The sequence below is a fragment of the Mycobacterium sp. NAZ190054 genome (genome assembly GCF_001545925.1).
Classification (GTDB): Bacteria; Actinomycetota; Actinomycetes; order Mycobacteriales; family Mycobacteriaceae; genus Mycobacterium.
This window is the reverse complement of record NZ_LMVQ01000279.1, coordinates 1-14,645: the sequence shown is the minus strand read 5'-3', so window position 1 is coordinate 14,645 and position 14,645 is coordinate 1. Positions and strand designations below refer to the sequence as shown.

Below are 14,645 nucleotides of genomic sequence, written 5' to 3'. Positions count from 1 at the left end.
AGGTGGGCGGGGACGGTGCCGCCTGCGCCTCTCGGCGAGTGGTCGCTCGAAGCGACTGTTCTGGATGGGGCCCGGGGCATGCCCGGCACCGTCGCATGATGTAACCGAGGGCGGCCGCGGAGTATTCCGGCGGCCCGTCCGCCGCCGACCCCCCGGAACCGGCGGCGGACGGTCCCGGTGTCACGCGCTCTCGGCGTAATAGACGCGGCGCTCCCCGACGGGATAGCCGTTCTGCTCGGCCAGCGACCTGAGCTGGCGTAACGCGAAGGTCCGGCCGCGGCCGGACTCCGGCACGTAGATCCCGGCCCACAGGCCCTCCGCGCGGGGCGACTCGCAGGCTTCGCGAGCGCACAGCCACCGCCGTGGGCAGGACCGGCAGATCGCCTTGGCTTCGTCGTCCGCGGTGGTGGTCCACCGCTCGGGATCCCTCGTGCACTCGCCGACCGGCGTCTCGTCCCACGATTTGGCGTTCATCGCTGTGCTCCTCTGTGCGCTGGCGGCGGGCTCGCCGCGATGGAGCACAACGTAGCGGACAAACCGTAGCAGTGCAACGGTTAGCGCAGCGGTTGGTGATGCGAGACGGGTGTGCAGCCGCCTTCAGAACGTCGTCAACAGGTCTTTCGCGCCGCAACGGCGCTACAGAAGCGTTGCGGAAATTCCGTAGCATTGATGCGGTGAAGACCGAAGAAGTGATGTAGTTTGGACATGCCCCGGCGCACATCGGCGCCCGGGCGGCAACTACATTCGCTCCATACGATGAGCGTGCCGCGACCACACAGCTGAGGGACCCCGGGTTGATGACGAACGCCGAGCCGGTCGACGAGTCGACCGGTGCGCCGGACCCCGGAATGGTCAGAGCGGGCGCCGCGGCCGCCGCGCGCCGGCGTGAACTGAACATCAGCCAGCGCAGCCTTGCCGCCGACGGGATCATCAACGCCGGTGCGTTGATCGCGTTCGAGAAGGGCCGGAGCTGGCCGCGGGAGCGGACCAGGGCGCGGCTCGAGGAGATCCTGCAGTGGCCGCCGGGCACCATCGCCCGGTTACGCCGGGGCGAACCGGTCCGATCCGGCGTTCCGTCGGCGCAGGGGGCCGCCCTGGCGCCGCCTCCGGCCGGCGGTGACGAGGTGTCGCTGATCGCGCAGGCCGTCGTCACCGCGGTCAACGCGTTCGGTGCGACGGTGGCCGCGCTGCCGCCGGAGGACGACAGCGACTTCATCCCACGGGTGAACGCGATCCTGGCGGACCTGCGACAGCTCGACGGGGTGGCGTCCCGGGCCGCGCGCATCGGGCGGGTGACCCCCGGACTGATCAAGGCGCTCAGCACGGTCCGCGGACTCTATGACGACCTCATGCTGCGGGCCGCCCGGGCGCCGCAGGCCACGCTGGGCCAGCGGCTGTACGCGGCGCGCCGCGGTGCGAACCTCACCGTCGCCGAAACCGCCCAGGCCGCCGGGGTTTCCGAGCAGGCCATCGAGCAGGCCGAGGCGGACGAGCCCCTGTCAGCGGTCGAGGTCGACGCGATCGAAGCGCTGGTCAGCCAGATCGCATGAGGTGTGCCGGGAAGAAACCCGCCAGCGCGGCGACCACTTCCACGAACTTCCTGCGCGTCGCCGACGACATCAGGCCCGTCCCGTCGATCACGCCGCCGGGGCGGAGCTGCCCGTCGAACGGCACCTCGATGACGTGTTGACCGTGTGCCGAGAACTGGTGCGCCAGCACCTTCCTGGTCCGCTTGTCGGCGTGGCCGTCGGAGTCGTTGAGGAGCACCACCGTGCGCTGCAGCAGATTCGTCATGCCGCGGGCGGCCAGCCAATCAAGGGTCTGACCCGCCGCGGCGGCACCGTCGACCCAGGGTGAGGACACCACCACCAGCGCGTCCAGATCGCGCAGCACCTCCTGGGTCACAGGTGAGTCCATCGTGGAACTGCAGTCGATGACCGAGATCGTGAAGTGACGGTCGAGGCGCGCGGTGGCCTCGCGGTAGATCGCCGGATCCAGTACGCGCCGGCGGGCCGGGGTGGCCTCGCCGGCCAGCACGAAAAGCCCGGCTGCGTTGCACCCCAGATGGTTTCGGACATCGGCGAAGGTGTCCAGGTGCTGGTCGCCCGCGAGCTCCCAGAACGACCCCTGTGCCCTCGGGTCCACCCGGCTGCCGAGCTTGCCGAACGCGGTGTCCGCGTCGACCGCGACCACCCGGACGTCCTGGCGCAGTTCGGCCAGAACCGAACCGATGGCCGCGGAGACCGTGGTCTTGCCGACCCCACCCTTGCCCATCACGCCGATCTTGAAATTGCCGTACAACGGGCCGCGGATGACAGCTTCCAGCTCGGCCTGGCGTCTGTCGTCCGGTGAGGGTCCGAGGTTGATCAGTCCGAAGCTTGCGCGGTAGAGCGCGCGGCGCCACCCGCTTCCCGGAACGGTCTTCCGAACGGGCACCAGGTCGTCGGGACGGATCCGCTCGGCGAATGTCGCCGGCTGCGGTTCGGTCCAGGGTGCGTCGGGCGGTGACTGCGGCGCATAGGAGGCCGGCGGCGGGGGCGGCTGCGGGATCCAGCCCTGGGGGCGTTGTGGTGGACGGCCGTCGGCGCGCCGTGGCGGTGCGGGCAGCGGGGGCGTGGGCTGACGGAACAACTCACCGGGGCGGGCCTGCGGCGGCACCACCGGGGTCTGCTGGGTGATGGCGTCGCGGTTCGCCTGGTCGTCCCGCAGACCGTCGTCACGGTCGGTCACCACACGTCCTCTCGTCGGTCGCTACAGCGTCGCGCACCAGACTAACCGGGCAAAAAACTCAGCAAACCCTCAGCACTGCCGGGGGACGGTCGCCCGACAGGGCCGTCCACACCGTCCACACAGCGGTGTCACAGCGGGGCCATCGCCCCCGGGCAGCGGTCCGTGCCAGCACAATCAAGTTAGCCAAAGCAGCGATTAAGCAGTTTCAACGCCGATAAGAATTTGCTGTGAGCCTGGAGGCGGAGCTGTGGTGTGGTGCTGCCCACGGGCAAAAAAGTGTCCTGGCGGGTGCGGCACCGCTGGTACGCTGCCGATGGGAAGGGGACCAGGCCATGGCTAAGTTCGGCGGTCACGTGGTGGCGGGCAAAGTTGACGCCGCCACGATCGGCCACAGAGCCGCTGTTCGTCGGCGCGGGCTGTCGCAGTGATGGCGAGCCCGTTCCTCGGCGACGGCGAACCCACCCACTTCGACGACGTGGTGGGTGCCGAGGTGACGATCGACGGCATGCTGGTCGTCGCGGACCTGCTCCACCTAGTCGACTTCCCGTTGTCGCTGGGGATCCGGCCCAACATCCCGTACGAGGACCAACGCAAGATCGTCTGGGACCAGGTGACCCGGGACCTGACCGCGCAGGGCATCCTGACCGCCTACGGCGATCCGCATCCCGAGGTGGCGGCGATGGTCGACGCGCTGAGTCGTCCCGACCGCACGCTCGACTGTCGGTGGTGGCGCCGGGATCTCGGTGGCAAGATGGTCCGCTTCGTGGTGTGCCGCAAGGGGGAGCGTCATGTCGTCGCCGCACGCGATGAGGACATGCTCGTACTGCAACGCGTAGCGCCGCAGATCGGCCTGGCCGCGATGGTGAGCGTGGTGATCGGCGATGCGGAGCCGGCGAACGTCGAGCCGTTGACCGGTATCGCGGCCAAGCTGGCCGAGGCCCGCACGGCCGAGCAGATCGGCAGGTACGGTCAACCGCCGCTGTCGGCGAAGATCTACGCCGAGGCGACGGCGAACCCGGACAGCTGGGTCGAGATCACCGCCAACGAGCGGCACCCCGGCGGAACGTCCACCCAGGCGGGCGTCGGCGCCGGCGTCCTCGATTCGAGCCACGGCAGGATCGTCTCGATACCCAGGCAGGTCGGTGGCGAGCTGTACGGCAGCTTTCTGCCCGGCACCCAGGAGAACCTGCAGCGGGCCCTCGACGGCCTGATGGAGTTTCTCCCGTCCAAGGCCTGGTTCGACCACCAGGACGTCCTCGACAACGCGTACTCCGACTGAGAAAGGCGAAGACACGGTGGCCAACCCTCCGCCCGGTACCCCCGGCGCGCCCGGTTTCGGCGCGTCGGATTCTCACGACGGCGGGGACCACGACGACCTGGCGGCGCTGGACTTCAGCGTCCCCGGTGAGGAGGACGGGACCGACCTCGGCGTGATTCTCGGCGATTATGCGACGGAAAATGCTGCTGCCGCGGACAATTCGCCGCCCCCCGGCTTCGACGTCGATCCCGACGGCGTCGACCCGATGGCGACGTTCACCGTGACCAACCCACCGGGCACGGTGACCGTGACCAGCTTCATGGACGGCCGCGTGCACCAGGTCGACCTGTCGCCGAAGGCGGCGGAACTCCCCGAAGCGGTGCTCGCCGAGGAGATCGTCGTCATCGCCGGGCTGGCCACCCAGGACGCCAGGTCCGCCCAGTACACGTTCATGTTGGACGGGATGAGAGAGCACGGCCACGACAACGCGGCCACCCGCGACTTCCTCACCCGCGATCTCGATCTGCCCACCCCGGAACAGGCCCAGGCGGCTCGCGCCGAACTGTTCACGACCCGCTACGCAGGTGAGGAATGACCGAACATCTGGCCGGAATCTTCGGTACCGCGGTCGGCCTGCTGCCCACGTCGCAGGCACGATCGCTGGAGCTGTTCACCGAGATCACCACCGCCGACGAGGCCGCCTGCGACGCATGGGTCGGCCGGATCAGGTGCGGGGACACCGACCGCGTGACGATGTTCCGGGCGTGGTACTCCCGCAACAACTTCGGACAGCTCGCCGGCACCGCCGAGCTGTCGATGAACAGCCTCGGAGCCCGCGTCCCGATCGGTGGGATGTACGGCGACATCACCTATCCGGTGAACTCGCCGCTGGCGATCACGCTGGGCTTCGCCGTCAGCGAGGCGTCCGTCGGCAACTACGCCGACGCGATCGAGGCGCTCGACAATGCGCCCGCCGCGGGCGCCGAGCACCTGGTGGCCTGGGTCAAGGCGGTCATCTACGGTGCCGCTGCGCGCTGGACCGACGTGATCGACGAGGTCCGCAACGCCGGTGGCGCATGGCCGGACAAGTTCCTGGCCGGAGCGGCGCTGGTGGCCCACGGCGTGGCCGCGGCGAACCTCGGTCTGTTCACCGAAGCCGAACGCCGTCTGGTGGAGGCCAATTCGTCCCCGGCCGGGCAGGCGTGCAACAAGGCCATCGCGTGGTACTCGGCGATGGCCTACCGTGCGCTCGGCAACGAGGAGGCCGCCGTGCGCCTGCTCGAGTGGTTGCAGGCGTCGCACCCGTCCGCCGAAGTGGCCGCCGCGCTGCGGGATCCGGCGTACCGGTTGCAGACCACCACCGCCGAGCAGATCGCTGCCCGTCGGGATCCGTGGGACCCGGCCACCGTGGAGGCCGACAACTCCGGGCGGGAGGCGCTGCTCGCCGACGCTCAGGCCGAACTCGACCGCCAGATCGGCCTGACCCGGGTCAAGGAGCAGATCGAGCGCTACCGCGCGGCCACGCAGATGGCGAAAGTCCGTGCCGCCCGCGGAATGAAGGTGGCCCAGGCGTCCAAACACATGATCTTCACCGGACCGCCGGGAACCGGGAAGACGACGATCGCGCGCGTGGTGGCCAACATCCTGGCCGGGCTCGGGGTGATCGCCGAGCCGAAACTCGTCGAGACCTCCCGCAAGGATTTCGTCGCCGAGTACGAGGGCCAGTCCGCGGTGAAGACCGCCCGCACCATCGACCGCGCGATGGGCGGGGTGCTGTTCATCGACGAGGCCTACACGCTGGTGCAGGAGCGCGACGGCCGCGCCGACCCGTTCGGCACCGAAGCGCTCGACACCCTGCTGGCCCGGATGGAGAACGACCGCGATCGCCTGGTCGTGATCATCGCCGGGTACAGCATCGACATCGACCGGTTGCTGGAGGTCAACGACGGCCTGCGGTCGCGGTTCTCCACCAGGATCGAGTTCGACTCCTACTCGCCCGAGGAGATCGTCGACATCGCCAGGGTGATTGCCGCCGCCAATGATTCGAGCCTGAGTGACGAGGCCGCCAAACAGGTGCTGGAAGCGGCGACGCTGCTGAGCCGGAGCACGTCGAACGGCAAGCCCGCTCTCGACGTGGCCGGCAACGGACGTTACGCCCGCCAGCTGGTCGAGGCGGGCGAGCAGACCCGCGACATGCGCCTGGCCCGGTCGCTGGACTTCGACGCCCTCGACGTCGAACAGCTCAGCGAGATCAACGGTGAGGACATGGCCGCCGCGATCGCGTCCGTGCACTCACGAATGAACCTGAGCGAGTAGGCATGGCGGGATTCCGGCTCACCACCAAGGTGCAGGTCAGCGGTTGGCGTTTCCTGCTGCGCCGCGTCGAGCACGCGATCGTGCGGCGCGACACGCGGATGTTCGACGATCCGTTGCAGTTCTACAGCCGCGCGGTGTCGGCCGGCATCATCATCGCGGTGCTGATCTGCCTCGGCGCGGTGCTGCTCGCATACTTCAAACCCCTCGGAAAGCGCGGCGGCGACACACTTCTGGTGGACCGCACCACCAATCAGCTCTACATCGTGCTGCCCGACAGCACCCAGCTGCGCCCCGTCTACAACCTGACCTCGGCGCGCCTGATCCTCGGTGAGGGAAAGACCCCGGTGGCGGTCAAGTCGGAGGAGCTGGACAGGATGCCGAAGGGGCAACCGGTCGGCATCCCCGGCGCACCGTACGCCACGCCGGTCGCGTCGTCGGCGGACTCGCAGTGGTCGCTGTGCGACACCGTGATCAAACCGGACAGCGTGGCCCCGGCCGTGGAACCCTCCGTGCTGATCACCCCGCTGTCACTGGATGCGTCCGTCGGCGCGATGCGCCCGGAGCAGGGCATGCTGGTCTCCTTCAAGGACCAGGACTGGCTCGTCACCCAGGCCGGGCGGCACCTCATCGACCTGGCGGACCGGGCGGTGACCTCTGCGGTGGGTATCCCGGTGACCGCGCGGTCGACCCCGATCTCGGAGGGGCTTTTCAACGCCCTGCCCAACGCCGGGCCATGGCGGTTGCCCGACATCCCGGCCGGCGGCGCTCCCAACTCGGTGGGCCTCCCTCCGGAGCTGGTGGTCGGTTCGGTGTTCATGACCGTCACCGACTCCGACGAACAGCATTACGTGGTGCTGCCCAACGGTGTGGCCAAGGTCAACAACACCACCGCCGCGGCACTGCGCGCCACCAACTCGTACGGCCTGATCGAACCGCCGTCCATGGAATCCAGTGCGGTGGCGCGGGTTCCCGAACAGGTCTACCATTCGCCGCTGCCGGATGTCCCGATGGAAATGCTGCTGCGCCACGACGTTCCGACGTTGTGCTGGTCCTGGCAGCGGGTCGCCGGGGACCAGGCGCCGAAGATGACGGTCATCGCCGGCCGGCGCCTGCCGCTGCCCGCGACGGCGCTGTCGACCGGCATCGATCAGATCACCGGGGATGCGACGGTGTACATCGACGGCGGACAGTACATCCGGCTGCAGTCACCGGACCCGCGGTACGGCGAAAACCTGTACTACATCGACCCGCAGGGGGTGCGCTACGGCCTGCCCGACGAGGAGACCGCGGCCAGGCTGGGCTTGTCGGCTCCGCGCACCGCACCGTGGCAGGTCGTCAGCCTGCTGATCGACGGGCCGGTGCTCTCGCAGGAGGCGGCGCTGGTGGAACACGACACGCTGCCGCCGAACCCGAATCCCCGCAGGGCCGGCGAGGACGCCGCCGTCATGGGCGCGAGCAACGGAGGCGGAGGATGACGACACGCAAGTTCACGCCGATCATCAAACGGGGGCCGAGGCTGACCCCCGGCGAGATCAACGTGACCCCGCCCGAGGACCTGGGCATCGACATCCCGCCGTCGGGCATGCAGAAGGCGCTGCCGTGGGTGATCGGCGGTTGCATGCTCGGCATGATCGCCATCCTGATCTTTGGTGGCCTGCGCAGCTTCTCGCCGTACATGCTGATGATGCCGCTGATGGTGGTCATGGGCACGGTCGGCCTGATGGCCGGCGGCGGCAGCGGCGGCAAGAAGGTGCCCGAGATCAACGCCGACCGCAAGGAGTATCTGCGTTATCTGGCGGGTCTGCGCACCAGGGTGACGTCGTCGGCGTCCGCGCAGGTGACGTTCTTCAACTACCACGGACCGCATCCCGACGATCTGTTGTCGATCATCGGCACGCATCGGCAGTGGTCCCGACCGGCCAACCACGACTTCTACGCGGCCACCAGGATCGGGCTCGGCTCCGAACCGGCCGTCGACAGGCTGCTGAAGCCGGCGGTCGGTGCCGAACTCGCCGGCCCCGCCGGTGCCCCGCAACCCCATCTCGAGCCGGTCAGCCACATGTGGGTGACCAAGTTCCTGCGCACCCACGGTCTGATCCACGACTGTCCGAAGCTGGTGCAGCTCAAGACCTTCCCGACGATCGCGGTCGGCGGTGATCCCGGCGGCGCAGCCCGGCTGCTCGCCGCGATGATCTGCCACCTGGCGGTGTTCCATCCGCCGGACATGCTGCAGATGCGGGTGCTCACCGACAACCCCGAAGACCCGGCGTGGGCGTGGCTGAAATGGCTGCCACACCTGCAGCACCAGTCCGACACCGACGCCGCGGGCCCCACCCGCATGGTCTTCACCCGGCCCGACGCCCTGAGCGACCTGGCCGCGCGGGGACCGCACACGGCGGACGCGACACCGAACGGACCGTACGTCGTCGTCATCGACCTGACCGGCGGCAGAGCCGGTTTCCCGATGGACGGCCGGTCCGGCGTCACCGTCATCACGCTCGGCAACCACCGCTCGGCGTACCGGATCCGCGTCGACGAGGACGGCACCGCCGACGACAAGCTGCCCGGCGCGTCGTTCCGTCAGGTGGCCAGCCAGGTCGACGGGATGACCCCGCGGCAGGCCGAACGGGTGGCCCGCAAGCTCGCCGGCTGGTCGATCACCGGGACGATCATCGACAAGGGCACCCGGGTGCAGAAGAAGGTCGCGACCGAATGGCACGAGATCGTCGGCGCGCAGTCGGTCGAGGAGGTGACGCCGGCGCGCTGGCGGATGTTCACCGACACCGACCGGGACCGGCTGCGGATCCCGTTCGGCCACGAGCTCAAGACCGGCGACGTGATGTACCTGGACATCAAGGAGGGTGCGGAGTTCGGCGCCGGCCCGCACGGAATGCTCATCGGCACCACCGGTTCCGGGAAGTCGGAGTTCCTGCGCACGCTGATCCTGTCGCTGGCCGCCACCCACCACCCCGACCAGATCAACCTGCTGCTGACCGACTTCAAAGGCGGATCGACGTTTCTGGGCATGGAGAAGCTGCCGCACACCGCGGCGGTGGTCACCAACATGGAGGAAGAGGCCGAACTGGTCAGCCGCATGGGTGAGGTGCTCACCGGTGAACTGGACCGCAGGCAGTCCATCCTGCGCCAAGCCGGTATGCAGGTCGGTGCGGCCGGTGCGCTGTCCGGCGTGGCCGAGTACGAGAAGCACCGCGAGCGTGGCGCCGACCTTGCGCCCCTGCCCACCCTTTTCGTGGTGGTCGACGAGTTCGCCGAGCTGCTGCAGAACCACCCCGACTTCATCCAGCTGTTCGACAGGATCTGCCGCGTCGGCCGGTCGCTGCGCGTGCATCTGCTGCTGGCGACGCAGTCGCTGAACACCGGCGGCACCCGCATCGACAAGCTCGAACCGAACCTCACCTACCGGATCGCGCTGCGCACCACCAGCTCTGCCGAGTCCAAGGCGGTGATCGGCACGCCGGAGGCGCAGTACATCACCAACAAGGAAAGCGGTGTCGGATTCCTGCGGATCGGCATGGAGGACCCGGTGAAATTCCAGAGCGTCTACACCGGCAACCCCTATGTGCCGACCGTCGTCAGTGCCGGCGATGACGAGGCGCCGAAAGCGCACGCGGACAAGAGTATCCGTATCCATCGCTTCACGACCGCGCCGATCCTGGATGCGAGGGTGGGCTGATGACGGTCGAATCCGGACAGAAGGTGCTCCGCGAGGTCGTGCTGGAGCAGCTGACCACCGGCGAGAACCACGCCTACCGCATGTGGCTGCCGCCGCTGGCCGACCCCACGCCGGTCAACGAACTGATCGCCCGCGACTACGAGCGACGTCCGCTGCGCATCGGGCTCGGCATCATGGACGAACCGCGCCGGCACCGCCAGGAGGTATGGGGCATCGACGTCACCACCGCGGCGGGCAACATCGCGATCGGCGGCGCCCCGCAGACCGGTAAATCCACGCTGCTGCAGACGTTCATCCTGTCGGCGGCGGCGTCCCACACCCCGCGCCAGATCCAGTTCTACTGCGTCGACATGGGCGGCGGCGGGTTGATGTACATCGAGGATCTGCCGCATGTCGGTGGGGTGGCCACCCGTGCCGAGCCGGACCGGGTCAACCGTGTGGTCGCCGAGGTGAAAACCGTGCTGCGGCAACGGGAGCAGACCTTCAAGCAGTACCGGGTCGGGTCCATGGCGGACTACCGGCAGCTGCGGGAAGACCCCGAGCACCCGGCGTCGGCAGATCCGTTCGGCGACGTGTTCCTGGTCATCGACGGCTGGCCCGCGTTCGCCGCCGAGTTCACCGACCTCGAGGCCACCGTGCAGGACATTGCCGGGCAGGGACTGGCCTACGGCGTGCACACGATGATCTCCACCCCGCGGTGGACGGAGTTGCGGGCCCGGGTGCGTGACTACCTGGGAACCAAGATCGAGTTCCGGTTGGGCGACGTCAACGAGACCCAGATCGACCGCATCACCCGCGAGATCCCGGTCAACCGACCCGGCCGGGCGGTGTCGACCGAGAAGCACCATCTGATGATCGGGGTGCCCCGCCTCGACGGGGTGCACAGCGCCGAGGGACTGGTGCCGGCGATGTCGGCCGCCGTCAAGGAGATCGCCGCGCGTCACACCGACGAAGCCCCGCGCGTGCGGGTGCTGCCCAGCCGGATCTACCTCAACGAGCTGGACCCCGAACCGCCCGGCCCCGAGGCGGATTACCGCACCCGCTGGACGATCCCCGTCGGTGTGCGCGAGTCGGATCTCACGGTGGCGCACAACCACATGCACACCACGCCGCACCACCTGATCTTCGGTGCGGCCAAATCCGGTAAGACGACGATCGCGCATGCGATCGCGCGGGCCATCTGTGCCCGCAACAGCCCGCAGCAGGTGCGGTTCATGGTGGCCGACTACCGCTCCGGCCTGTTGGAGGCGGTCCCGGAGACCCATCTGCTGCCCGCCGGCGGGATCAACCGCAACCACAGCGTGCTCGAGGAGTCGGTCAAGGCGCTCGTGACGAATCTCGTCAAACGGCTCCCGCCGACCGACCTCACCCCGTCGCAGCTGCGGCAGCGGTCGTGGTGGTCCGGACCGGACGTCGTGCTGTTGGTCGACGACTGGCACATGATCACCGCGGCCGGCGGGATGCTGTCGCCGATGGCCCCGTTGGCGCCGTTGCTGCCCGCCGCGGCCGACATCGGTCTGCACCTGGTCGTGACGTGTCAGATGAGCCAGGCGAGCCGGGCGACGATGGACAAGTTCGTCGGCACCGCGTACGGCGCCGGGACGCCGACGATGTTCCTGTCCGGCGAGAAGCAGGAATTCCCGTCACGCGAGATCATCGTCAAGAAAAGGCCGCCTGGCCAGGCGTTTTACGTCACCCCGGACGCCAAGGAGGTGATCCAGGCCGCCTACGTCGATCCACCGGAGGAATAAGTGTTCCGAGCACCCTCTGACGGCGGTTAATATTGGGAAGTGCTTTTCCAGCAAATGGAGAAGTATCCGGTTGGGAAATTTTGCCGCGGGAGTCAAATAGCATCCCCGCTGGGTATCGCCGCCGATATCCGACAACTAAATACATCCATGTGTTTAGACGAACGAGGTAACAGCAAATGCAACCACTGAGTCATAACCCGGCCGCCATCGGAGTCGGCGGGCAGGTCACAGCAAATGGGGCGCGGGGGCTGGCGACGGGCACCGCGGCCACCGCCGCCGTCAGTGCGCTCGCGCCGGCCGGTGCCGACGAGGTCTCGGCCGCGGCGGCGTTGACGTTCGCTGCCGAAGGGGTGCAGACCCTCGGCATCAACGCGCTGGCGCAGGAGGAGATCGCGCGTGCCGGCGCTGCCGTCATCGAGGTCGCCGGCGTCTATCAGGCCGTCGACGCCGCGAACGGCGCGACGCTGATCTGAGTCGAGTCATCTGAGCCATGGCCACCATCGGTATTCCCATCCCACCGATCTGGGGAGCGTTTCCTCCCGAGATCAATACGTCGCGCCTGCAGGCCGGCGCCGGGGCGGTGCCGATGCTCCAGGCGGCGTCGGGGTGGGAAGCCTTTGCGATCTCCCTGGAGACGCAGGCCGACGAGTTGATGGCCAGCCTGTCCGCGCTGGCTCAGATGTGGCAGGGGATGGGCAGCGAGCGCGCCATCACCGCGGCGATGCCGATGGTGCTCTGGTTACGCATGCTGTCGCTGCAGGCGCACAAGAGAGCCGCGCAGGCATCGGCGCAGGCGTCGGCGTGGACCACCGCGGCGACGGGCACCCCGCAACTCCCCGAGATCGAACTGAACCACGTCACCAACTTCGTGCTCAACGCCACGAATTTCCTTGGTGTGAACACCGTTCCGATCGCCGTCAACGAGGCCGACTACATACGGATGTGGAACCAGGCGGCCGCGGTGATGACCGCCTACGAGACCGAGACCATGCTCAACTCGACCTTCGAACCGGTGGCGCCGCCGAAGCCCATCGTGCTGCCGGGCGGTGCCGAGGCGGCGTTGGCGACCGGACTGGCCGGCGCGGCACCGGGGGTGGCGAGCGCGGTGGCCCGCAATGCGACGTTCACGAAAGTGAGCAGCATCGGCAAGCTGGACGAGCTCAACCAGAAGGCGGGCAAGGTCGAGGGCACGCTGCATCAGGCCGCCAGCCACAGTCGCTCACAGGCCGAGCAGGGTCAGCTTCTCCAACAGGCCCCACAACAGGGCATGCAGATGGGGATGCAGATGGCCTCGCAGCTCGGCTCGACACTCGGCCAGCTGCCACAGCAGATGATGCAGGGGGTCACCCAGCCCTTCCAGCAGCTCACGCAGCCGCTGCAGCAGATGTCGTCGTTGTTCGGTCAGTTCAGCGGGCTCGGCGGCGACAAGGGCGCTCAGATCGGAATGATCGGTGCCACACCGTTTTCCAACCATCCCGCGATCGGCGGGAACGGCGCCGCGACGGGCGCGGGACTGGTGCGCGCCGCGTCGCTGCCCGGTGCCGGCGGCACCGCGGCGCGTACACCGCTGATGTCGAACCTCGTCGGATCGGGACTGCAGCCGACCTTGAGCCCCGTGGCCGTCGGCGCGGGAGCCGGTGCCGGCGCGGGCGCCGGTCTGGCTCCGGTGGGCGCCGGTGGCGGGATGGGCGGCGGCGGCCCGATGGGAATGATGGGCCAGCGCGGCAAGGGCGGTGGCAACAAACCCGGATTGAACGCGCCCGCACCGCTGGAGCACGACCTCAGCGAAGACGAAGACGACGACTGGTAGTCGTCCACCACAGACTTGCCGGCCGCCTGGGTCGGGAGGACTCGCCGATCGGCGAGAGCACAGGGAAACCGAAACGCCGGTAACAGAGAGAAGGTCAGCAAATGGCACTTGAGGCAGATGTCGCGTCGTTAGCCACAGAGGCGGGGACATTCGACCGAATCGCGGGCGAGCTCACCGCCGTTCGCGGTCAGGTCGAAACGGTCGCCGCGGCACTCACCGTGAACTTGGACAGCCCCGACGCGGGCAAGGCGGCCCAGGCCGCGTTGCTGCGCTACCAGGAGGCCTCCGATCAGCAGATCCGTCTGCTCACGGACATCTCGCAGAACATCCAGATCAGTGGTGTCAAGTACGAAGCCACCGACGCGGACAACTCCTCGCGTGTCGCGGCCTCGATGAGCAACGTCCTGTAGACCACACCCCCGAACTCAAGGAGAACCATTGTGACTAGCGGAGGCTCGATCAACTACAACTTCGCCGGCATCGAAGCCGACGCCGGCGATATCAGCGCGGCCGTGGGCAAGGTCAACGGCCTGCTCGCCGAGGGCCAGGGCGCACTGAGCCGCCTCCAGGGCACCTGGCGCGGCGACGGCGCGATGTCGTACGAGGCCGTGCAGCAGCGCTGGAACCAGAACTCGGAAGAACTGAACCTGGCTCTGCAGAGCCTGGCGCACGCAGTCCGTGACTCCGGTGTCGACATGGGTGGCACCGAGCAGAACGTGATGGGAATGTTCACTTAACCGCTGCACCACGCCGGTGGGCGACCGGCCTCGCGCCGTGATCGCCCACCGCGTGCATCCCATGCCCCGCACCGAAAACCCTTTGAGAGGTTCACATGTCGGCCGACTATGACCGGCTCTTCCACTCCCCGGATGCCGTCCGAACGGCCGATGAGGATCCCGACCGCGATGCTCCGCCGTCGGGCCGGGACACCGCCGTACCGCCCGGAAGTGTGCCGAACGGTGACGTCGATACCGCTGGTGGACCCTCACGCACCGAAACCCGACCCGTCGATCGGGGACCTGGTCAAGGATGCGACGGCCCAGGTGTCGACGCTGGTGCGGGCCGAAGTCGAGCTGGCCAAGGCGG

14 protein-coding genes are annotated in these 14,645 nt (G+C 68.5%); 12 read left to right on the top strand and 2 right to left on the bottom strand.

Going from position 1 to position 14,645, the window contains the following annotated elements; all coding sequences use genetic code 11:
• Window positions 1-180 precede the first annotated feature (180 nt).
• A complete protein-coding gene (locus tag ASJ79_RS18775) occupies window positions 181-474 on the bottom strand; it encodes a WhiB family transcriptional regulator (protein WP_067958353.1) in 294 nt (97 codons plus the stop codon).
• A 323-nt stretch (window positions 475-797) separates the two neighbouring features.
• Here ASJ79_RS18775 and ASJ79_RS18770 point away from each other — a divergent pair, with 323 nt between their 5' ends.
• A complete protein-coding gene (locus tag ASJ79_RS18770) occupies window positions 798-1,550 on the top strand; it encodes a hypothetical protein (RefSeq protein ID WP_067958350.1) in 753 nt (250 codons plus the stop codon).
• Here the strand turns inward: ASJ79_RS18770 and ASJ79_RS18765 are convergent.
• The gene (locus ASJ79_RS18765) at window positions 1,534-2,733 is read right to left on the bottom strand and encodes a MinD/ParA family protein (protein ID WP_082753926.1); all 1,200 of its coding nucleotides are present in this window, start codon (window positions 2,731-2,733) and stop codon (window positions 1,534-1,536) included. The genes ASJ79_RS18770 and ASJ79_RS18765 overlap by 17 nt on opposite strands.
• Before the next feature lie 424 nt (window positions 2,734-3,157).
• On the opposite strand from ASJ79_RS18765, the gene ASJ79_RS18760 reads away from it, so the two are divergent.
• The 11 genes from ASJ79_RS18760 to ASJ79_RS18710 all read left to right on the top strand — a co-directional run.
• Window positions 3,158-4,009 (top strand): ESX secretion-associated protein EspG, encoded by an 852-nt coding sequence (locus ASJ79_RS18760; protein ID WP_067958346.1) that lies wholly within the window; start codon window positions 3,158-3,160, stop codon window positions 4,007-4,009.
• Between the two features lie 16 nt (window positions 4,010-4,025).
• Window positions 4,026-4,583, top strand: a complete 558-nt coding sequence (locus ASJ79_RS18755; protein WP_156448524.1) for a hypothetical protein — start codon at window positions 4,026-4,028, stop codon at window positions 4,581-4,583.
• Complete coding sequence (eccA, locus tag ASJ79_RS18750) at window positions 4,580-6,304, top strand: type VII secretion AAA-ATPase EccA (RefSeq protein ID WP_067958343.1); 1,725 nt, start codon at window positions 4,580-4,582, stop codon at window positions 6,302-6,304. The genes ASJ79_RS18755 and eccA overlap by 4 nt, the downstream gene beginning before the upstream one ends.
• A gap of 2 nt (window positions 6,305-6,306) precedes the next feature.
• Complete coding sequence (gene eccB, locus ASJ79_RS18745) at window positions 6,307-7,779, top strand: type VII secretion protein EccB (protein WP_067958339.1); 1,473 nt, start codon at window positions 6,307-6,309, stop codon at window positions 7,777-7,779.
• Complete coding sequence (eccCa, locus tag ASJ79_RS18740) at window positions 7,776-9,998, top strand: type VII secretion protein EccCa (RefSeq protein ID WP_067958336.1); 2,223 nt, start codon at window positions 7,776-7,778, stop codon at window positions 9,996-9,998. Before eccB ends, eccCa begins: the two co-directional genes overlap by 4 nt.
• On the top strand, window positions 9,998-11,749 hold the full coding sequence (eccCb, locus tag ASJ79_RS18735; RefSeq protein ID WP_067958333.1) for a type VII secretion protein EccCb: 1,752 nt from the start codon (window positions 9,998-10,000) through the stop codon (window positions 11,747-11,749). The genes eccCa and eccCb overlap by 1 nt, the downstream gene beginning before the upstream one ends.
• Before the next feature lie 176 nt (window positions 11,750-11,925).
• Window positions 11,926-12,222 carry a PE domain-containing protein gene (locus tag ASJ79_RS18730; RefSeq protein ID WP_067958330.1) on the top strand — a complete coding sequence of 99 codons (297 nt, stop codon included), beginning with the start codon at window positions 11,926-11,928 and terminating at the stop codon, window positions 12,220-12,222.
• 17 nt (window positions 12,223-12,239) lie between these two features.
• Window positions 12,240-13,559 carry a PPE family protein gene (locus ASJ79_RS18725; RefSeq protein ID WP_067958327.1) on the top strand — a complete coding sequence of 440 codons (1,320 nt, stop codon included), beginning with the start codon at window positions 12,240-12,242 and terminating at the stop codon, window positions 13,557-13,559.
• Window positions 13,560-13,660: 101 nt separating this feature from the next.
• The gene (locus ASJ79_RS18720; protein WP_067958324.1) at window positions 13,661-13,969 is read left to right on the top strand and encodes a WXG100 family type VII secretion target; all 309 of its coding nucleotides are present in this window, start codon (window positions 13,661-13,663) and stop codon (window positions 13,967-13,969) included.
• A gap of 30 nt (window positions 13,970-13,999) precedes the next feature.
• Window positions 14,000-14,296: a WXG100 family type VII secretion target gene (locus ASJ79_RS18715; protein WP_067958321.1), complete on the top strand. Its 297-nt coding sequence runs from the start codon at window positions 14,000-14,002 to the stop codon at window positions 14,294-14,296.
• 168 nt (window positions 14,297-14,464) lie between these two features.
• A partial coding sequence (locus ASJ79_RS18710; protein ID WP_197420274.1) for a phage holin family protein occupies window positions 14,465-14,645 on the top strand: 181 nt, incomplete at its 3' end.

Bases quoted from the DNA above. Each gene is read 5' to 3' on its own strand.
- ASJ79_RS18775 (WP_067958353.1), bottom strand. From the start codon at position 474: ATGAACGCCAAATCGTGGGACGAGACGCCGGTCGGCGAGTGCACGAGG.
- ASJ79_RS18770 (WP_067958350.1), top strand. From the start codon at position 798: ATGACGAACGCCGAGCCGGTCGACGAGTCGACCGGTGCGCCGGACCCC.
- ASJ79_RS18760 (WP_067958346.1), top strand. From the start codon at position 3,158: ATGGCGAGCCCGTTCCTCGGCGACGGCGAACCCACCCACTTCGACGAC.
- eccA (WP_067958343.1), top strand. From the start codon at position 4,580: ATGACCGAACATCTGGCCGGAATCTTCGGTACCGCGGTCGGCCTGCTG.
- eccB (WP_067958339.1), top strand. From the start codon at position 6,307: ATGGCGGGATTCCGGCTCACCACCAAGGTGCAGGTCAGCGGTTGGCGT.
- eccCa (WP_067958336.1), top strand. From the start codon at position 7,776: ATGACGACACGCAAGTTCACGCCGATCATCAAACGGGGGCCGAGGCTG.
- eccCb (WP_067958333.1), top strand. From the start codon at position 9,998: ATGACGGTCGAATCCGGACAGAAGGTGCTCCGCGAGGTCGTGCTGGAG.
- ASJ79_RS18730 (WP_067958330.1), top strand. From the start codon at position 11,926: ATGCAACCACTGAGTCATAACCCGGCCGCCATCGGAGTCGGCGGGCAG.
- ASJ79_RS18725 (WP_067958327.1), top strand. From the start codon at position 12,240: ATGGCCACCATCGGTATTCCCATCCCACCGATCTGGGGAGCGTTTCCT.
- ASJ79_RS18720 (WP_067958324.1), top strand. From the start codon at position 13,661: ATGGCACTTGAGGCAGATGTCGCGTCGTTAGCCACAGAGGCGGGGACA.